The sequence below is a fragment of the Acinetobacter sp. FDAARGOS_559 genome (genome assembly GCF_003940475.1).
GTDB classification, from domain to species: Bacteria; Pseudomonadota; Gammaproteobacteria; order Pseudomonadales; family Moraxellaceae; genus Acinetobacter; species Acinetobacter baumannii.
On sequence record NZ_RKJG01000005.1, the window covers coordinates 3,875,926 to 3,896,383 of the forward strand.

Annotated in this window: 16 protein-coding genes and 2 pseudogenes; 13 read left to right on the plus strand and 5 right to left on the minus strand. The window is 37.0% G+C overall.

Going from position 1 to position 20,458, the window contains the following annotated elements; translation table 11 throughout:
• The first annotated feature begins 3 nt into the window (after positions 1 to 3).
• Positions 4 to 1,812 carry an allophanate hydrolase gene (atzF, locus tag EGS71_RS20265; protein WP_002011156.1) on the plus strand — a complete coding sequence of 603 codons (1,809 nt, stop codon included), beginning with the start codon at positions 4 to 6 and terminating at the stop codon, positions 1,810 to 1,812.
• Positions 1,809 to 2,831 carry an ABC transporter substrate-binding protein gene (locus EGS71_RS20270; RefSeq protein ID WP_000591251.1) on the plus strand — a complete coding sequence of 341 codons (1,023 nt, stop codon included), beginning with the start codon at positions 1,809 to 1,811 and terminating at the stop codon, positions 2,829 to 2,831. The genes atzF and EGS71_RS20270 overlap by 4 nt, the downstream gene beginning before the upstream one ends.
• Positions 2,832 to 2,881: 50 nt before the next feature.
• Here EGS71_RS20270 and EGS71_RS20275 read toward each other — a convergent pair whose 3' ends face one another.
• From EGS71_RS20275 to EGS71_RS20285, 3 genes are all read right to left on the minus strand, one after another.
• Entirely contained in the window at positions 2,882 to 3,763 is an 882-nt protein-coding gene (locus EGS71_RS20275; protein ID WP_001000093.1) for an ABC transporter ATP-binding protein, read from the minus strand.
• Positions 3,763 to 4,707 (minus strand): ABC transporter permease, encoded by a 945-nt coding sequence (locus tag EGS71_RS20280; protein WP_000542522.1) that lies wholly within the window; start codon positions 4,705 to 4,707, stop codon positions 3,763 to 3,765. Before EGS71_RS20280 ends, EGS71_RS20275 begins: the two co-directional genes overlap by 1 nt.
• Before the next feature lie 95 nt (positions 4,708 to 4,802).
• Positions 4,803 to 5,204, minus strand: coding sequence for a hypothetical protein (locus EGS71_RS20285; RefSeq protein ID WP_000070712.1), 402 nt, complete (start codon positions 5,202 to 5,204; stop codon positions 4,803 to 4,805).
• 145 nt (positions 5,205 to 5,349) lie between these two features.
• Here EGS71_RS20285 and EGS71_RS20290 point away from each other — a divergent pair, with 145 nt between their 5' ends.
• Genes EGS71_RS20290 through EGS71_RS20300 form a run of 3 tightly spaced genes read left to right on the plus strand, consistent with a single transcriptional unit; the run spans position 5,350 to position 11,325 of the window.
• On the plus strand, positions 5,350 to 7,980 hold the full coding sequence (locus tag EGS71_RS20290) for a type VI secretion system Vgr family protein (RefSeq protein ID WP_002011259.1): 2,631 nt from the start codon (positions 5,350 to 5,352) through the stop codon (positions 7,978 to 7,980).
• Positions 7,977 to 8,915, plus strand: coding sequence for a hypothetical protein (locus EGS71_RS20295; protein ID WP_000059482.1), 939 nt, complete (start codon positions 7,977 to 7,979; stop codon positions 8,913 to 8,915). Before EGS71_RS20290 ends, EGS71_RS20295 begins: the two co-directional genes overlap by 4 nt.
• Before the next feature lie 4 nt (positions 8,916 to 8,919).
• Positions 8,920 to 11,325 (plus strand): T6SS effector BTH_I2691 family protein, encoded by a 2,406-nt coding sequence (locus EGS71_RS20300; protein ID WP_228201091.1) that lies wholly within the window; start codon positions 8,920 to 8,922, stop codon positions 11,323 to 11,325.
• Here EGS71_RS20300 and EGS71_RS20305 read toward each other — a convergent pair.
• A complete protein-coding gene (locus EGS71_RS20305; protein WP_012308653.1) occupies positions 11,252 to 12,220 on the minus strand; it encodes an IS30 family transposase in 969 nt (322 codons plus the stop codon). The two genes, EGS71_RS20300 and EGS71_RS20305, sit on opposite strands and share 74 nt — an antisense overlap.
• Before the next feature lie 84 nt (positions 12,221 to 12,304).
• Here EGS71_RS20305 and EGS71_RS20310 point away from each other — a divergent pair, with 84 nt between their 5' ends.
• From EGS71_RS20310 to EGS71_RS20330, 4 genes and pseudogenes are all read left to right on the plus strand, one after another.
• Positions 12,305 to 12,763 (plus strand): hypothetical protein, encoded by a 459-nt coding sequence (locus tag EGS71_RS20310; protein WP_228201092.1) that lies wholly within the window; start codon positions 12,305 to 12,307, stop codon positions 12,761 to 12,763.
• A 1-nt stretch (position 12,764) separates the two neighbouring features.
• Positions 12,765 to 13,541 (plus strand): putative type VI secretion system effector, encoded by a 777-nt coding sequence (locus EGS71_RS20315; protein ID WP_000864764.1) that lies wholly within the window; start codon positions 12,765 to 12,767, stop codon positions 13,539 to 13,541.
• Between the two features lie 3 nt (positions 13,542 to 13,544).
• Positions 13,545 to 14,328, plus strand: a pseudogene (locus EGS71_RS22830) (putative type VI secretion system effector).
• An 11-nt stretch (positions 14,329 to 14,339) separates the two neighbouring features.
• On the plus strand, positions 14,340 to 15,245 hold the full coding sequence (locus EGS71_RS20330; RefSeq protein ID WP_000776716.1) for a tetratricopeptide repeat protein: 906 nt from the start codon (positions 14,340 to 14,342) through the stop codon (positions 15,243 to 15,245).
• 255 nt (positions 15,246 to 15,500) lie between these two features.
• Here the strand turns inward: EGS71_RS20330 and EGS71_RS20335 are convergent.
• A pseudogene (locus tag EGS71_RS20335) lies at positions 15,501 to 16,437 on the minus strand (formylglycine-generating enzyme family protein).
• Between the two features lie 742 nt (positions 16,438 to 17,179).
• Here EGS71_RS20335 and EGS71_RS20345 point away from each other — a divergent pair.
• The 4 genes from EGS71_RS20345 to EGS71_RS20360 are packed head-to-tail and all read left to right on the plus strand — an operon-like array spanning position 17,180 to position 20,416.
• Positions 17,180 to 17,869 carry a hypothetical protein gene (locus tag EGS71_RS20345; protein ID WP_000869704.1) on the plus strand — a complete coding sequence of 230 codons (690 nt, stop codon included), beginning with the start codon at positions 17,180 to 17,182 and terminating at the stop codon, positions 17,867 to 17,869.
• A 16-nt stretch (positions 17,870 to 17,885) separates the two neighbouring features.
• Entirely contained in the window at positions 17,886 to 18,389 is a 504-nt protein-coding gene (tssB, locus tag EGS71_RS20350; protein ID WP_001119042.1) for a type VI secretion system contractile sheath small subunit, read from the plus strand.
• Positions 18,382 to 19,863 (plus strand): type VI secretion system contractile sheath large subunit, encoded by a 1,482-nt coding sequence (tssC, locus tag EGS71_RS20355; RefSeq protein ID WP_001066523.1) that lies wholly within the window; start codon positions 18,382 to 18,384, stop codon positions 19,861 to 19,863. The genes tssB and tssC overlap by 8 nt, the downstream gene beginning before the upstream one ends.
• Before the next feature lie 49 nt (positions 19,864 to 19,912).
• A complete protein-coding gene (locus EGS71_RS20360; protein WP_000653195.1) occupies positions 19,913 to 20,416 on the plus strand; it encodes an Hcp family type VI secretion system effector in 504 nt (167 codons plus the stop codon).
• The last annotated feature ends 42 nt before the right edge of the window (positions 20,417 to 20,458 follow it).

Consider the following 20,458-nt stretch of genomic DNA (forward strand, 5'->3'; position numbering starts at 1 on the left):
AGCGTGTTGAAAAATTTATGGACCATCCAAGACTGGAAAACAGCATATCAAAAAGGGCAAATCCATCTTGCAGATATGATTGGCTATGTGGCAGAAATTAAAAATGATGACCATGCATGGATTGAAATTGCATCGAACGAGCAGATTCAATCGCAAATTGATATTTTAAAAGACCAGAATATTGCTGACTTACCTCTATATGGTGTGCCATTTGCAGTTAAAGACAACATTGATGTCGCTGACTTTCACACCACTGCTGCCTGTAAAGAGGTTCAATATTTAGCGACACAAAATGCCGTCGTTGCCAAACTGAAAAAAGCAGGGGCAATTGTGGTGGGTAAAACCAATCTCGATCAGTTTGCGACTGGACTGGTTGGCGTTCGTTCCCCATATGGTGCAGTAAAAAATAGTTTTAACCCGGAATATATCAGCGGTGGATCAAGCTCTGGTTCTTCGGTAGTGGTTGCCAACGGTATTGTACCTTTTAGTTTAGGAACTGACACGGCGGGGTCAGGCCGTGTTCCTGCGGGCCATAACAATATTGTGGGTCTTAAACCAACAAAGGGCTGGTTTTCTACCACAGGTTTAATCCCTGCATGTCGGACTATTGATGTCATTTCCATTTTTGCCTTGCATGTTGATGATGCGTGGATCATTGCCAGCTTAATGCAGGGATACGATGAAACAGATGAATATTCACGAGTACATCCAGCCAATGTACCGACTCAGTTTTCTAAACAAAAAATTGCTATTCCAGCTCAACTTGAGTTTTATGGTGATATTGAATCTGAAAAAGCCTTTTTAGTTGCAGTCGAGCGTGTAAAAAAACTGGGTTACGAAGTTGAGAGTATTGCTTTCAGTGCGTTTAATGAGCTTGCTGTCGCACTGTATAACGATGCTTGGGTAGCGGAAAGAACAGTCGCCGTTGAACGCATGACAACACGTGAAAAGGCTCATCCAGTTATTGCTCAAATTATTGCGCAGGCAGATAAATTCAAGGCAACAGATGCACTTCAAGCCGAATATAACCGCGCCGTACTAGCTCGAAAAATTAATTTGGCATTACAACCTTTTGATGCATTGATGGTTCCGACAGCGCCAACCATTTACACCATTGCCGAAGTTGAAGCCGACCCATTGACTAAAAACGCGCACATAGGGGCCTATACCAACTTTGTTAATTTTGCTGATCTTTCTGCTTTAGCTTTACCTAATGTACTTCGTGAAGACGGTCTACCAAGCGGTGTAACCTTTATTGCACCAGCTTGGCACGATCAGGCACTCGCCAATTTTGCGCAGCTTTGGCAAACCGAGACATCGCTGAGTTTAGGTAAATCAACTCAACATTATCAAAAAAGTATAAACATCCATTCGAATCATTCAGTACAGCTTGCCGTTGTGGGAGCACATTTAACAGGCATGCCCCTTAATTTTCAGCTCACTAGTCGTAATGCCACTTTGCTCAAGAAAACTCAGACGGCAGATGCTTATAAACTCTTTGCTTTAAAAAATACCACACCACCAAAGCCAGGCCTACAGTGCGATGCAGCAGGTACGTCAATTGACGTTGAAGTGTGGGATGTTCCTTTAGCAAATTTTGGAGCCATTGTGGCTGAAGTACCTGCACCACTTGGTATTGGGAACCTGAAATTAAAAGATGGAACATGGGTTAAAGGCTTTATTTGCGAAGCGTATGCCATTCAAGATGCAACCGATATTAGCCATTTTGGAGGCTGGCGAGCTTATATACAGTCACTCAATCAAACCGCTCAAAGTATTGTTAGTAAAAATGTTGGGGAAGTTTCTATATGATTAAAAAAGCGTTGTTATCCGTATCTATTTTATCGGCAGTTGTATTGGGTGGGTGTGACAATACCGCTAAAGTGCCCGAGGCTAAACAAGACGCTCAGGCATCCACAAATACAAAACCAATTACCATTGGCTATAGTGATTGGCCGGGCTGGGTGGCTTGGCAAGTGGCTATTGAAAAAGGCTGGTTAAAAGAAGCAGGGCTAAATGTAGAGTTTAAATGGTTTGATTATTCGGCTTCTCTTTCGGCTTTTTCGGCAAATCAGCTCGATGCGGTGTTGGTCACCAATGGTGATAACTTGGTAACTGCTTCGGGTGGTACGCAAGGCATGATGATCATGGCAACGGATTATTCCGCGGGCAATGATGTCATTATTGCAAAAGAGGGCATTAATACCATTCAAGACTTAAAAGGAAAATCGATTGGTGTCGAAAAAGGCTTGGTTGACCATCTTTTACTAGCAACAGCTTTAACCGACCATAACATTAAAGCGAATGAGGTGAAGCTGGTAAATTCAGCGACGAACCAATTACCTCAAGTGTTTAATAGCCCAGATATTTCCGCGATTGCTGTTTGGCAACCTGTTGCAGGTCAGGCATTAAAAGCAGTGGCAGGCTCTAAAATTATCTATACCTCTAAAGACAAGCCGGGTTTAATTTACGACACCTTAACAGTCAACATGAGTCATTTAACAGCTCATCAAGAGGAATGGAAAAAACTCATTCAAGTGTGGGATAAAACAGTTAAATATATTAATGACCCTGCAACTCATGCTGACGCAGTTAAAATTATGGCAAATCGTTCAGGGGTTGACCCAAAACAATATGAGTTGATGGTTAGCGGTACGCATTTATTAGATATCAATGCCAATAAAAAAGTATTTACTAAATCTCAAGGCTTTGACTCGATTTATGGCTCTAGCTATCACGTCAATAAATTTAACGTCGAAAACGGTATTTATAAAACTGAACAAAATGTAGATGGGCTGATTTATCCGACACTTATAGAACAGCTCAAATAAGCCAAATAAGCAAAAAGCCCAAGTTAAACTTGGGCTTTTTAATGTCTTACTTATTTTTCTGTACTGACTTGAGTCATACGCGGTATTTTTGGTAAGTCTTGTAAAGCTGGGTCAAGCTCGTCTTCTTCAGCGTGAACCAGATAATCAACTCGTGCCCGAAGTTGTTTGAACTCAGGTGTGCTCATTAAATCGAGTGAGCGTGGGCGAGGTAAATTAACTTCAATAATTTCTTTAATTTCACCTGGGTTGGCTTTGAGTGCTACAATTCGGTCAGCCAGTAAAATAGCCTCATCCATGTCATGGGTTACAAAAATAATGGTGATATCAATGTTTTGCCATAAATCCATCAGGTGCTTTTGCATTTTTTGACGGGTGTGTGGGTCGAGTGCACCAAAAGGTTCATCCATGAGTAAAATTTTAGGTTGATTAACCAAGGCTCTAGCAATCGCAACGCGCTGTTTCATGCCACCAGAAAGTTGGTGTGGATACTGATTTTCATATTTTTCTAAACCAATAATATTGATCCATTCGCGTGCTTGAGCTTCGGCTGTCATTTGACTAGCCCCGCGCATTTGCGGACCAAACATCACGTTTTCTTTTACGGTTTTCCAAGGGAAAAGGGTATAGCCCTGAAACACCATGCCGCGTTCAGGACATGGCCCCGTAATACATTCGCCGTCTACTAAAACTTCTCCACTATGGTAGGGGTCTAAACCTGCAATAACACGGCTTAGCGTCGATTTACCGCAGCCAGAAGGGCCAATCACACAAATAAATTCTCTTTTATGAATTTTTAAATCGAGCTTATTTAAAACAGTACGTTCAGTTTGACCATGCTTAAAAACTTGGCTCAGTTGTTTAGCTTCTAAAATCACAGGACGTTCATAAATTTTTTGAAAGTATTCATGTGCGTTAAATGTTGAATCGTTCATTATTTTGCTCCTACTTTCCATGTGAACATCCGCTCACCTAATTTCATTAATACCCAATCACAGACCAGCCCAATCACGCCAATAATCAAAATAGCCGCATAGACATTGTCAAAGTTTTGATAGCGTGCCTGTTGGGTAATGAACCATGTAATACCCGAGGTCGTACCAATCAACTCTGAAACAATTAAATAGGTCCATGCCCAGCCCAATAGCACACGTAAGTCACGGTAAATATCAGGTAAGGCAGCAGGAATCACCACATGAAATAAACTTTTGAGCTTATTGGTGCCAAGCGTATAGCCAGCTTCAATTAAGCTTCGATCAACCATTCGTGTGGTATTGGCAATAATGAGAATTTGCTGAAAGAGTGTACCAATCACAATAATGGCAATTTTAGGTGCGTCATTAATCCCTAAAATTGCCACTGCAAGCGCACCAAATGCAGGTGCGGGTAAGTAACGGAAAAACTCGACAAACGGTTCTGTTAACAGGGATATCCGCTTAGAAAAACCACACAAAATACCTAGTGGAATCCCGATAAGCGAAGAGATAAAAAAAGCTGAAAATACCAGTTTAATACTGTGCCATAAACTTTGATGAAACCATGGCGAATCAGGTTGTTCAGGTGGTGTGGTAAATGCGGTGACCAAAGCCTTAGCGACTTCATGGGGAGCGGGTAAATAAATTGGATTGACTAAAATACCTTGTGGTGGTGCAGAATCTCGATTGACTGCATTTTGTGCTTCGAGATAGAACACATTTTTATCAACGCGACTTCCTACTTGTAAGTAAGGAACACTGCCTGAACTTGTGATTTGTACTTGAGGATGCCAAACAAAAGGTAAGTAACTGATTGCGCACCAAAGACATATTGGAATCACGAAAGAACAAATACTGAGAATCAGCTTGTTCTTTTGCGTAAATTCCTTTGCAACATAACCCATATCGAGAGCTCCCCGTTTTGATCAGTATTACGATTTTCATAAAACGTAATATTGTTAAGCAAAATAGGTGCCATCTTTAAGGTGCTCTAGATGAGTTAAGAAGATGAGGGAACTAAAGTTTCATGCAAATAAACCCAATAACATTTTTCGTCTTCTACTTTAATGCAGGCCGTAGAGGTACGCACTGTCTCGGTTTCATCAGTTTGCTGATGTTCCTGATATTGCACCCAACAATAATTTTCAAATTCGTATAAAGCTGTACTCTTAATAATGTCGATTTTTAAAGAAGGCTTCTTTCCAATATTTTGACTAAATAAGTTTTTAACTTCGGCTAAGCCAATACTCTGACCTTGAACCGTAACCATCTTAAAATTTTGATCAAAGCTATCTAAAAGCGGTCCCAGACTTTGCTCTGCATTTTTTCCTGTAAATACATTTTCTATTAAAACATGTAGGTCAATGATACTTTGAATGGCTTGATCTATTTGATTAGACATGAGTTTTCTCCTTTAAAATTTTACCTTTATTTTAGATAAACTAAAAAGTATGTAAGTTAGGGGAAGATAAGCTAATTTATATAAATTAGACAATTCTGTCTGTTTTTTATAAAATATCGATGATTATTACTCAGTTTTTATAATAATGATGTCCCATAAAATATTTCAAATTTTAGATAGTTTAGGATTGGTCGCACAGAATCGCGTTCTTCATGTGCAATTTTCCAACGCATCATTAAACAATCAAGTCTTCTTACAACGTATTGAAGGCGAACATACGCTTAATCAGGGCAGCGTTGCTGAGTTATTGTGTCTGTCGACAAACGCCCATATTGCATTAAAACAGTTTATTGGCTGTCAGGTTGCCGTCGATCAGGTCACCGATACAGGCCAGTTTTTTAGAACGACAGGTATTATTACCGAAGCCAGCCAAGGGCAAAGCGACGGCTCACTCACTATTTATAACCTCACCTTAAAAGACCCAACTGCACTCTGGCATAAACGCCGTAATAGCCGCGTGTTTATGAATAAAAGCGTGCGCGATATTAGTGAAATTCTGTTTAAGGAATGGCAGGAAAAAAGCCCGTTATTTGCCTCAAGCATAACGCTCGATACATCCGGCTTAACTAAAGACTACGATGTGCGTCCATTTGTGATGCAGTCAAATGAAAGCGATTATGACTTTTTAACCCGTTTGTGGCGTAGTGAAGGTATTAACTGGTTGGTCGATGAGTCACAGCTTTTTGTCGCTGACCCGAATGCTTCTATCCAGCCACAAGTCTTACGTTTAATTGACGATAACCAAAATTATCAGGCACTTGAACGCCGTAGCATCCGCTATCAACGCAGCAGTGCGACAGAGCAGTTCGATACCATTACCCAAGTCAAAGCTGAGCGTCGTTTACAACCAACCTCGGTTCATGTGCAACGCTGGCAAGCCGATGCTTTGCAACAAGAAGAAGGTAGCGGCAGCGTACAAGGCACCCAAAAGCACAGCGAACACTATGACAATGCAAGCCTGAACCTTGAAGATGCATGGCATGTTAGCCCAGCGTGGATGCAGGATCTAAACGGGGAAGATCAAGCCACAGCTTCAGGCAATAGCCAGATTGAACAGCTTAACCAGCACATCAATGCTTACCATCACCTGAGTTCTAAACAGTTTACCGTTGCAGGGAATGTCCGTGATGCACAGGTAGGTTACTGGTTTGAACTCAATGAACACCCAGAACTTGACCAACATGACAGTGCTGATAAAGAGTTCTTAATCTTAAGCAAACACTACTATAACCAGAATAATTTACCGAAAGAATTACAACAGCAACTTGAGTGCCTATTACCACAAGGCAAACTCAAGGCAGCCCAACTCGACAGTCAAAACCCTGAGCAGCGCCACTTTGCTGAGCTGAATGTCGTTCGTCGTAACATCAAAGCTGTGCCTGAATATAACCCGTTAGAGCACCGACCAGCCGCTCACCCACAGCGCGCTAGAGTGGTGGGTTTAGAGGGTGAAAGCATTCATGTCGACCAGTGGGGACGCATTAAAGTCCGTTTCCTGTTTACCCGAGCTGATGACCACAGTCATGATGGTGGAGCAGGAAGTAACGACAATGACACCGACTCGGCTTGGATCGATGTGCTGACTCCATGGGCGGGTGCAGGTTATGGCGCACGTTTCTTGCCACGTGTTGGTGAAATTGTTGTCATCGATTTCTTTGACGGGAACATTGACCGCCCGTTTGTGGTGGGGCGTATTCATGAAGCCGAGCGCCACCCGACCCAGTTTGACCAGAAAGGTCAGCTACCTGACACTAAAAAACTCAGCGGCATTCGTTCAGAAGAAGTTGATGGCAAAGGCTTTAACCAACTCCGTTTTGATGACACCACAGGCCAAATCAGTGCCCAGCTACAAAGTAGCCATGCGGCCAGCCAGCTAAACTTGGGTAACTTAAGCCATCCAAAAGACAAGGCGGAAAGTGATGGTCGTGGGGAAGGTTTTGAACTCAGAACTGACCAATGGGGAGCAGTTCGAGCTGGTAGCGGCTTACTCATTAGTACCCACAAACAGGATCAGGCTCAAGGTGTACACCTTGATGCAAGTGAGGCCAAGCAACAAATCGAAGGCGGCCTCAACAATGCCAAGGCACTCAGTGAAGTTGCTAAAAATCAGCAAACTGACCCGTTAGATATGCTTGAGAATATTCAGACTTTCTTAGAAGTTCTCAAACAAGAAGATCCTAAAAAAGCTGCTGAGTTTCAATCAGCAGTGATGCTGCTAGCATCTCCAAAAAGTATTGCTGTAAGTAGTAATGAAGATATACACCTCAGTGCAAATGGTCAGCTCACTCAAAGTGCTGGAGATAGCATTAATATGAGTACGCAAAAGAATATAGTGAATCATGCGAGCCAAAAGATTAGTCTCTTTGCTGCTCAGGAGGGTGCTCGACTTTTTGCTGGGAAGGGCAAAGTAGAAATTCAAGCTCAAGGTGATGGCTTAGATGTCATTGCTCGAAAAGGTGTACAGATTACTTCAACCGAAGACACAGTTTATATTACTAGCCCAACTGAGATTAATCTGACAGCAAACGGATCTCAAGTTAAGCTGAACGGTTCAGGTATTTTCCCTGTTACGGGCGGTAAGCTTGAGGTGAAAGCTGGGCAGCACTTGTTTATGGGAGGGTCATCAATAAATCCGCCTGCTTTAGATTTACCAGACTGTTCGGCTAAGCAAACTCAAGCTGCTCAAAATGGTTCGGCTAAGGTAGATTTATCATGAGTTTGTCGGTTTTTAATACAACCCAATATGAAGATTTAAAAGATATTACTTCTAAAATTGAAGAACAGTGCATCCAAATTCTGAATGAATATGGCCAGATTATTTTTTTATTAGATACTACACTGAATGATTCTATTTTTAACGGTGTAATAGATAATCTATCAAACAAAAATATTGCATATATCCCTTTAGCGCATAAGAAAGGAATTGCAAAGTCAAATCTCTTTTTTATTTGTATTGATGGTAAAAAAGTATTTGAGCAGGTTAAAGAGGACTTATTGCAAAATCTATCGAGAAATAAAAATATTACGAATGATTGCTATTTTGTTCATGGGTTTGGCGTGGCGATGACACGCTCACTTGAGGAATTGCGAGATCAAATAAAAGCTAAATTAGTGATTTCTGATCAAGGTAAAAAAATTCTTTTCCGTTGGTATGACCCTAGAGTCATGATCTACTTGGATGAGATTTTTAAAACAGAATATGTAGGCGGCTTATTAAATGGCTTTAAAGAATGGCATTTTTTGCATCCAAAGGGTCTATTTAGCTTTAAATCTTACGATGAATCGCGATCAATCTTGAATCTAAAAAAAGTGAACCTTGAGCAATCTATAGAATTGGATTTAATTGAAATTGCTAATAATGTATTTCAACAATTAAGTGAATTTGAACAAGTTGATCTAATAAAAATTCATCCAGTTGAAATCCATCAAAATCTTAAAGAGGCTTACTACGATTTTGGTATTCAAAATCATTTAGATTTAGTTACATATGGTCTTTACAGCCAAATTATACATAAAAATTTTATACAGCATCCCATGGTAACCAATGTGCTCTACGACCATTGTGTAATGAATAAAATGTCTTTTACGGACGCTATGGATTATGTAACGAAAGACTTATATGAGCAGATAGCTAAAGAATTGAATGGATAAAAAGATGTCAGAAAATCAAAAAATGATATTGGGCAAGTCAAAATCAAATAATTTATTTAATGAGGCTATTGCTCAGCAAAAACAGAAGCAGAGTCAAATTCCTGTTATGGGAAAAACCAAAGCAGTGGGCGATATGCGCAACCCAACAGTTGCTAAAAATATTAATAAGAAGATTGAAGAAAGTGAAATTGCAAAATCAGCGAAACAGTCAACTGCTGCAAACATGCAAAATAGTAGTGCGGGGCAGGCCCAGAAAGAGTGTTCAAATTTTTGTCGTAAAAAAGGCTTCAATATTTTACCTTTACGATACACCGTTGTTAAAGATAATCCACCTGCTTTGCCTCCAACCTTGGGTAAAAATGTCAAAGATATTCAGTTAAGCCATCTCAAATATGCAGTTGAGATGATTAATACTGGTTATATCTATCGCTTAGTAAAAAGAACATCTGGAGCTTTGGAGTGGGCTGGATATAAAGTTACTCCAAATGGACATTTGTCTTATTTTCCTGTGGGTAAAGAAGCACCTAAAAGTGTTCCAGAGTTCGCATGTAAAGGAGCAGGTCATAGTTTTAATTCATCTGTGATAGCTGTAGAAAGTAACCCTAAAGATGAGGCGAAGATTGCATATATTATTCATACGCATGTGCCTATGAGTAAGGCCAAAATATCTGAATATGAAAAAAATGCCGATAAGTTTGTAACAGAAGGAAAGTGGCAGAAAATTTTAATTAATGGTGGAAGTGCGCAAGAACATTGTATTGCTGCAAGCCAATTTAAAACTACGGTTTATAATCTAAACAGTTTTGGTAAAAACCGTATCGATGCGACATTAAACAAGTTTAAAGATGAGCCTAAATCGCTTGCCTGTATGGCTTTATATGATCCAGTTGGTATTACGAGAAAGTTGAATGACAGTCGTAATAGTCAGTTTGGTAAATTAACAAATTATCTAGCCAAAAATGTAGAAAAGATTAGCAATGAACACCGACTACAATCTTCTCAGCTCGTAGATAGTATTAAAATAGTTGTTGAGAATAAACTAATTAATCAACAATTAAGCGCACGAAGCCAAGTTGCTGATCTATCTGCAAAAATAGAATATGCTAAAGATAAAATACCAAAATTTGGTTCGATGGATCAGAGGGAATATTTAAGTAAAATTCAAGAAATTTGGGATCGAGCACCTACTGCTGAAAGAGATAAATTTCTTCTGCAAAGGAATAAAAAATTTGCAGAAGGCGAACAAAAGTTAAAAGAGAAAATTATAACGCAATCAAAAGCTGAAGCTAAAATAACTTGGGAAACAAAATATGCACCTAAAATTAATTGGGATACTAAAAAAGCTTTTGATAAAGAAGTAAAAAAACTAATAAATGAAGGCCGTACACTTGCTCAAACTTATGCAAGTGATCATATTAAGTGGCTTAAATCTAAGCATTTGCTGAATGCATTTTATGTTTATGACCAAACAATTTTAAAAGAATATGGTGCATTGTTCCATGTACACGCTTTAGCTGTGATGGATGGAATGACAGGATGTGATGAGGGACAAGCATTAATGGAAAAATGGTTGGGGGTTGAAGAAATTTCTGACGATAATCTATATATGCGGGCAGTCACTTATAACCAAAAAAATTTAATTGATCAATATAATGCAAAAAGCTCTGAGATTACCTCTTTGACGTGGGATCAGACCCAATCCAGTTTAAAAAGCTTAATCGCTGCATTTGTAAGTGCTGACCAGCTTTGGGAGCAATGGTTAGCTGATCCAAATAATAAAATTAATGAGCTGAAATGGTATAACCCTGCTAAATCCTTACTCTGGATTTCAGAAATTACTAGAAGTGTGGCTAAGTGGAGCCTGCAATATAATATAAATCCATTGATTGCAAAAAGACTTTCACGTGTTTCATTCATTGCTTATGCGCATAGCTCACTATTAACAGACAGAGTGCCAAAGTGGTCGTTGCTCTATAATGTAGATTTTAAAATGACAAATGCGAGTACCCAACTGAATGTAACAGAGATAGAAAGACGCTGGAAAAATGCAGGGCAAAATACCGCTGCACAAAAAATCAAAGAAATCCTTAGTAAGTCTCCAGCAAGCGTAGCAATTAGGATTTCAAGTATTGTGGCTTTGTTTGAATTAATAAATTTTGGAGTGCAATCTAATAAGTTTATTGGCGAAAGAAATTGGGAAAATGGGTTTCAATTAATATCAGGTTTATTAGCATCTTCAGCAGCGGTATTGGATATTGCTGGTGGGGGAATGGATGCCTTAAGTTTTCAAGAGAAAGCAAATAAAATTCGATTATATGGTGCAAGACTGGGCGAATTCAAACATGAGGTGCGACAGTTTCAAAAGCCATATGATAATCAACAAGCTGAGCAAATTTCTCTAATGGTGTAAGCCAATCTAACGCCTTTCTAGGACGAGTATTCAGTGACATGGCAACTTGATTTAAATAATGCTGATCTGCCTGATTTAAATCAATCCCTTTAGGTAAATATTGCCTAATTAAACCATTCATATTTTCGCATGTGCCTTTTTGCCAGGGTGAATGTGGGTCACAGAAATATACATCTATGCCTAAATCTTCTTCGAGTATTTTATGTTCTGACATCTCACGTCCACGGTCATAGGTCAACGTTTTACGCAGTTCTGCAGGTAAATATTTCAGAGCTTCAGTTAAAGCCTTGCGCACTGATTCTGCCTTTGCATCAGGTAATGTTGCCAAGATACAGAGCCGTGTATTTCGTTCAATAAGTGTTGCTATCGAACTTTTATTGTCTTTACCTTTAATTAAATCAGCTTCCCAATGACCCGGTATTTTTCTTTCTTGAACTTCGGCTGGGCGCTCATGAATAGTTTTAATATCCTGTAATATAGAATCTTTTTTAGGTTCACCGTTAGCTTTTCGCTTTTTATTTTCATGACGTAGACAGGATAATAAGTCTTTTTTCAACTCACCCTTGGGTAATGCTCGTATCGTTGAATAAATCGTTGTATGGCTTACATTCATTGTTTGATCCAAATCAGGAAATGTCTTTAAACGCTTTGCTATTTGCTGAGGAGACCATAAACAACGGATCGCTTCAACAATAAATTTCCAGAGGATTGAATCGATTTTGAGTTTTCTGTGACCACGTCTACGTCTAGCAAAAGTGTTATCAGAAGCATATTGAGCTTGATAAACGTCATTGATGCTATTTCTTTTAAGCTCACGATAGATCGTACTAGGATGTCTTTTAATAAGTTCAGCAAATTTTCTGGCTGAAAAGCCTTCTTTTCTTGACTCAAGCATTAATGCAGTACGATCTTCAAAGTTAAGATGATGGTATGACAATTTTATATACTCCATAAACCCTTTAAATTAATTAGGTGGTTTATGTCGCACTTCAAGTTTTACTCTGCCCTGGCTGTTTCAGCAGCTATTATATCTTTTTGTATAGATGCATTTGCTGTGTATAAGGAAAAGGAAGGTGATAAAGATAAAATTCTTATGGCTTTTCTATTCACAAAGGCAACCGTATCCTTAGTAATGGTTGGAGTTGGTTTTGGATTGTTACTAAATTTACCGATATTACAAAATTCATGGGTAGTGTCATCAGCTAATAAAATAGCTTTTACAAGAATCCTTTTAAGAGCAAATTTTATACGTATTGCAGCATATTGTAATTGGATCGGTATTGGTTTTTTGGTTATTGAATATTTGCTTAAAACATATGTGTTAGATGATGATTTACAAAAATGGTGTGAGAAATCAATATTTGGTAAAGATTCAAGCAAGTTTAAGCTATTTAAAGATGAAGAAGAAGCTTTTAGTAAAGCTATTATGAGTATTTAGTATGAAAGTTATTCAAGGTGAAATTCAGAAACTTACTATTGAAGATTCTAAAATTCTTCCTTTAAAAAATATAGAAAAACAAGCAGTTGGTTCTGCGATGCTTGGAGCTTTAGCATCAAGTAGTACTTTAATGACTAATGCACCAATTATGCTTATGGCTGCAAGAGGAATTGATGCTAAAACTTTTACTTGTGAAATCAATGGTTATAAGGTCATAGGGCAATTTACTACTGTACAGTTTCAAGAAAATGATCCACTTGTTATTGTGATTAGTGATGAACAAGAACAGGGACGGCATTTAGCTTACTCTATATTGGATCCTCGGACGGGTCTATTATATATGTTATATGAAATGGGGAGGTCACTTAAAAACTCTTATAAAAATATTTGGCAGCTAGTTTTTATTTGGTCTATAAGTGCTAGTATTATTTTTACGGGACTATTTTTTATATTTGATATTTTTTCTGGAAAAGAAATTTTCAATTTTTCTTATTTAATTGAAAATCTAAAATTATTTTTCTTAATTCTTTGTGTACTTTTAATTTTCTTTAGTTTATTTATGAATCTTGTTTTTAGAAGAAGCTTTAAACAAGCTGCTGAGTTATCAGAGAAAATCTTTTCTATTTTAGGTTTTAAAAATGTAGATGAACAAGATTTTTATAACGATTTTATTATTAAAGATGGAGTACATGTCAGTGTTATGGAGTATCGAAAAAATTTAAAAGGCCCAGATCCATACCCAGAAGATTATTTTAGTAAGAATACAACAAGCGAATAAGTAGTGGAACTTAAATTAAACCTTAAGCTAGTTAAAGGTCCAATACATTCTTTAGAAAAAGCAAATTCTAAAATTCCAGTAAATCAGAATATTGGTGGAATTGCGGCTGGGACCGCTTTTGCTGGTGTGCTCGCTGAGAGTAGTTCGTTGCTGACCAGTGCACCTATATTAGTAATGGCCGCTAAGGCTAAGGATGGTATAACTTTTATTGGTGAAGTAGAGGGATATCCAGTAATCGGACAATTTACGACAGCACGTTTTGAAGAAAATGATGAGTTGATTGCTGTAATTAGCGAAAAACCTGTAGATGGACGTTATCAGGTCTATGCAATTATCGACCCTAAATCAGGCTTATTGTATATGATTTATGAGATGGGGCGTTCAGTAAAAATGGGTTATAAAGCCATTTTTAAGCAAACTTATTATTTTACATTGTTGTCATGGGGTTTTCTCTTAATTTTTATTTTATTTTATTTTTAATTTTTCTTATTCTGTGAATACCATTTTATATTTTCTAGAGATTGTTGGCACTACTTTATTTGTTACTGTAGCAATTTCTGGTTTTGTTAATTATTTTGGTTATAGGAAATCGTATGAAAATTTTGGAACATTATCGGAGCAAATATTTGAAAAGCTAGGATTTGAATATCCAAAAGAACAGGATTTCTATAATGATTTTTTAACTGATGATGGTGTTCAGATTAGTGTAATGAAATATAGAAAAAATTTAAAAGGTCTAGATCCATACCCAGAAGATTATTTTGATAAGAAAAATTTTTTGAAGTAAAAGGTTGTTTAATGAAGCTTAGATTGTTTGTCATTACCTTAATATTAGTCACATCTGCATGCAGTCAGCAGAAGGAAGAACACACTTATGGAGCTTTGACTAAAGATTATAAAGATGTGTCTGAATATAAGTCTAAACATGAACTAGAAAAGGCTGCAAAAGCAAATGACGCTGAGGCTATTTTTGTATTAGCATCTATGTATGCCACAGGCGAAGGTGAAAAACTTGATCAAAAGAAAGCACTGGAACTATTTGAGAAATCTGCACAACTAGGCTCTTCAAATGCCATGTTGCAATTAGGATTAATTTATCGGAATGGTAATGATTTAATAAAAAAAGATGATTTAAAAGCTTTAAAGTGGTTTGAACAGGGGGCTAAGAAAGGTAATCCTTCAGCTATACATAATTTAGGCGTTTCATATTATAAAGGATTGGGTATAACAGAAGATAAAGCGAAAGCTTTTAAGTATTTTAGTCAATCTGCAGAATTAGGCTTATTACAATCACAGGTAATAGTTGCGGGTCTTTTATACAACGGTGAAGGTGTAACTAAAGATCACAAAAAGGCTTTTGAGTGGGCATTAAAGGCAGCCAATCAGGGGGATGTTGAGTCACAAAACAATATCGGTTTAGCTTATGAAAATGGAGATGGGGTTGCAAAAGACCCTGTGCTTGCAAAAAAATGGTTTGAAAAAGCAGCTAATAATGGTTCTGTATTAGGGCAATATAATCTTGCACTTAAGTATTTTGATGGTAATGGTGTAGAGCAGAATTTTTCAAAATCAATTGAGTATGCAGAAAAAGCAGCTAATGCGCAGAATAAAGCTGCTATACAATTGTTGGTTGATATCTATTCAAATGATAGAAGCCCTAAATATAATCCTGAGAAAGCTAATTATTGGAAATCTAAGCTTTAATTGAGATTAGTATAAGAATTTTTAAGGCATGTTAGTATCAATATGAACATGCCTTTTTTAAATGAGTCATTATAATAAATTATTAAAAAAATTAATTTTGTATTGCTGGGTGTACTTTAGAATCTTGTTTTTAGGGTGGGTGAAAATAAACATACTGTGTCAGATATTTAGGATAAGTAGTTTATAGCTCTTAGAAAGATTCGATAGTGCAGTAAATTGTCAACAAAACTTTGATGGCTCATATGTAGCTTAAGGTTATTCAATTGGCTGCTGAATATTAGCAACACAAAGAACAGAATATAAGCGATATTTTGATTTGGTTTCCTCATCTGGGATGGGTGGGGCTTTATTTCTAGCTATATTAAAACCATCATTCATCATTAAGTTATCGGCTCCCATTGCTAGAGTACCTCTTAAAACTTTTTCTGTACCCATTTGGAGTCCTGTTGGGTTATCACTAGGTGAGTGTTTATAATAATCTTTATCGTACCAATCATTCATCCATTCATAATTATTGGTAACAAGATCGTAAAAACCTAAAGGATTTGGTGGTGTTTGACCTATAACCGGAATATTCGCGACAGTTTGTAAGTCATGTGAATGCCTGTAGTTATCATATTGTCCTTTATTTCGGGCTACATATTCCCATTGCGATTCAATGGGTAAATCCATGGGTGTATCCACTTGTTGTCCAAGCCATTGGCAATAATCTTTGGCTTGTTGCCACGCCATACCAGTTGCTATTTTATGAGCAATGCTTGCACTATATCGTTTATTATATGTACTCTCAATTTGTCCAGTTGCTTTTGTAAAAATATTAAAGTCTTCTAAGGTAGTCTTATAAGCACTCATATTAAAACTGCTAAGGGAAACTTTATGAAGTGTTTTATTATCACCGCCTGGGGAAAATAGTTGGTTACTAGGTTTTCCAGTATTACCTTTAGGATTTTTTACCGCCATGCTATCAGGTACAGTTTTTCTAATTCAGGAGTTACTAGCCTAAAATCTCCCATGAGATAGCTACCACCTCGACAAAAATCATATTCTTTTTAGTTTTCTCAACCAACTTCTGAATTTTTTGCTCCAGTTCAGGTGAGGGCTTTGTTTGTTTTTGATTTGATTCAGTAGATGTTGCACAAGCACTTAAAGCAATGCTTGAAAATAAGATAATAGCTATATTTTGTTTCATCATTTTTTGAAAATCATTAGGTTGTATATATCAAATATATGCTTTTAAAGAAAATCGAATTTGCTATAAAGAAACATGATGTTAATGCTTTCTTTTAAAAGAAATACATTCGTGTAAATTTCCTTTGATTGATGAGACTCTTAAGAATCTATATAGATTAAAAACTTTAGCTGGGCATGATCTATACAAATGTTACTCAAATTTGTAATAAGAGTATCCAATGTATATAGGAGCTTCTCTTTTCAGCTAGTTGCCAAGTAAATTAAAACTGAAAAAAATATACTAAATAGACAGATTAGTCTTGACAAGTTGATTTTATTTATAGTGAGCTTTTAGTCACATAAATTTGAAATGTATTTTTTACAGTCATTTAATCTAGTTGTCTTTTAGCTGGAATAAAATCTTTTTAAGTAAATGTTTCATAAATCTTAACTAAGTGATATTTATGATAATTTTTTCTTAGTTTTAATTTTTTGTTTAATTAATAAAAATCAATAACTTATTTTTATTTACAAAAATTAACAATATTATTTTTTTATAAGAAAAACTTTATTAAGCTATATTTTATAGGCATCTTAACTATTAGCTTTTAGTTTAAGTTAATATGTTTTTTATATAAAATATGTTTATTTATATGTTAAACTGCGACTAAATTTTTTGAATATAAGGTTTTTATACTGATTTTTTGATATTTATAAAATGTTAATTTTTCAGTAAAACCTTGACTAAATAAGAAGATAGAGGAATGAAAGTTGTGTTAAAGCAAAGTGTTTTGATACTTTTTTTAATTGGTAACTATGTTGGTTTGGCTTGTGCACAAGCTGCAGAATTAGAGCCTATAAAACTAAAGAAAAGCTGTGTTAAGAAAAATCCTATAATTGAAGGGCAAACTGATCCAGAATTATTAAATCTTTTTAAACAAGTATGTGATACAGATAATTCTACTCAAAAGAATGATTTATTAGCTAAAGCAGCTATGCGTTTTTATCAAACCAACCAACCAGTTAAGGCATTAAATTTAGCTAATCAATTACAGAGTCAAAACGTTCGTGGTTCATTATTAACAGATGTATTGTTTTTATCAGGTGTAAGTATTGCAAATAACTCTTTGCAACAAATGCGTAGTCAAGAAATGCGATATTTAACAAATGACGTAACATATCCCCCTGCGAAACAGTTAATTGAAAATATTCATACAGCAATGCCAGCACCTGATCCTTCAAGTTTCAAAACTAGCTCAGAAGGTAGTTCAGCTGATAATGAAAAAAGAAGTTATAGAAAACAAAATGTAGTGCGTAATCGGGTTTCTACTCCTCGAACGACAACTAAGCGTACAGTAACTCCCGTAAAAACATCTGCGGTTAAACCAAAAACAGCACCTGTTGCGAGTGTTAGTAAATCAAAAAGTTCGCCTTTTGACCCTTTAACTAAATAATCTGGGATAGAACCTTATGGCTAAGAGAGAAAGCGTACAAAAGAAGCTTCAGCGAATTCGACCTCCACGTGTTCAGCTTACATATGATGTCGAAATTGGTGATGCAAAAGAAGCGAAAGAACTACCATTCGTTGTAGGTGTAATGGGTGATTTTTCAGCTGCATCAGAGCTTGAGCGTACAAAATTAAAAGATAAAAAATTCATTAATGTCGATTTAGATAATATTGATGAAGTAATGGAATCTCTGTCTCCAAGAGCTGCTTTTCAAGTAGACAATACGTTGACAGAAGAAGGCGGTAAAATGGCTGTTGATTTAACATTTAAATCAATGGAAGATTTTCGCCCAGAAAATGTTGTACAGCAAGTTGATCCATTAAAGAAATTGGTTGAGGCGCGTGAGCGTTTAACCGATTTAAGAAACAAAATTTCAAACAGTGAGCGTTTAGAAGATCTGCTTGATGAGGTTCTTAAAAATACTGATCAAATCCGTAAATTAAGTGCGGAGGCCGATCATGAATAATACTCAATCAGCAGCAATGCCACTTGTTGAAAATGAAGAAGTTAATCTTTTAGATTCGATTGTTGAACAAAGTCGTATTGCACGAAATGAAGAAGAACATTCTCGTGCTAAAAGCTTAATTGGTGAGCTTGCTAAAGAAGTAATGGCAGGAACCATTACTGTTTCTGAAAATATGACTTTATCAATTGATAAGCGTATTGCAGAAATTGATGCTCTGATTTCAAAGCAGTTAAGTCAGATCATGCACAATGAACAATTCCAAAAAATTGAGTCAACTTGGCGTGGTCTTTATTACTTTTGTCAGGAAACGCCTTCAAATCCGCTCATTAAAATTCGTATGCTCAATACGACTAAGAAAGAGTTGGTAAAAGATTTCCAAGGTGCTACAGACTTTGATCAAAGCACTTTGTTTAAGAAAATCTACGAAGAAGAATACGGTTCTTTTGGTGGTGCACCATACTCAGCATTAATTGGTGATTTTGAGTTTGACCGTACTCCATCTGATATGTATTTGCTTGAGCAAATCTCTCATGTTGCAGCGGCAGCACATGCACCCTTTATTTCAGCTGCTAGTCCGAGCATTTTAGGCCTTGAATCATTTACAGATATTGATCGTCCTAGAGATGTTTCAAAAATCTTTGAAACCGCTGAATATGTTCAATGGCGTTCGTTCCGTGATAGTGAAGACTCACGTTATGTTGCATTGACTTTGCCTCATGTCTTGGGTCGTCTCCCATATCATCCAAAAGAAGGTACTGCGACAGAAGGCTTTAATTTTATTGAAGATGTTTCTGGTGAAAACCATAATGAATATTTGTGGATGAATGCAGCTTATGCTTTTGGTACTCGCTTAACAAATGCATTTGATATGCATGGTTGGTGTGCTGCTATTCGCGGTGTTGAAGGTGGTGGTTTGGTTGAAGGCTTGCCAGTACATACTTTTAAAACACAAGATGGCGAAGTGGTATTCAAGTGTCCAACTGAAATTGCAATCACGGATCGCCGTGAAAAAGAGTTAAGCGATCTAGGCTTCATTCCGTTAGTACATTGTAAAAATACAGATTACGCAGCTTTCTTTGGCGCGCAATCAACTCAAAAGCCTAAAAAATATGACAATGATACAGCCAATGCAAACTCGGCTTTATCAAGTCAGATTCAGTACATCATGGCTGTTTCACGTATTGCACATTACTTAAAAGCAATGATGCGAGATAAAGTGGGTAGCTTTGCTTCTGCTGGAAATGTTGAAGCATTCTTAAATGAGTGGTTGTCACAGTATGTCTTACTTGACGATGGTGCTTCTCAAGAAGCAAAAGCTCAATACCCGTTACGTGAAGCGTCTGTAAAAGTTGTAGAAGATCCTGCTCAACCAGGTCACTACAAATCTGTGGTTTTCTTGCGACCACATTTCCAGCTGGATGAGTTGTCGGTTTCTTTACGACTTGTCACTGAGTTACCTCAGTCCTCAAATTAATCAAGGTCAGCTAAAGAATAACTTTAAATTAAAAATAGGAAAGTTCTAAATGAAAGATATATACGTTGAGTTTCGCGGTAAATATAAAGTTGATGGAGAATCTCGTGATTCTGAGCACAAAGGTTGGTTAGAAGTTAACTCTTGGTCTCATAACATCCGTCAACCTAAATCTGCTACTTCAAGTAGTGTAGGCGGCCACACTGCTGAACGTGTTGAACATTCTGACATGGTTTTCGTGAAAGACTTAGACGCAACTAGCCCTAAATTATGGGAAGCTTGTTCAGCTGGTTACACATTTGATGAAGTACAAATCGACTTCTATCGCGCAAATGGCGATAAACGTATCAAGTACTTACAAATCAAATTGAAGCACGTTTTAGTTTCTAGTGTGACTCCAACTGTTAACGAAGAAGGCGTTCCTACAGAAGCATTCGGTTTGAAATATGCTGCTGTTGAGTGGACTTATAACCAACAAGATATTAACGGTACTGCTAAAGGTGCTGTTACTAAGAAATGGTCACTTTCTAATAATACAGCTTCTTACGCAGCGTAATTATTTAAGTGAATATTTGGTGGAGGCTGACATAAAGTTAGC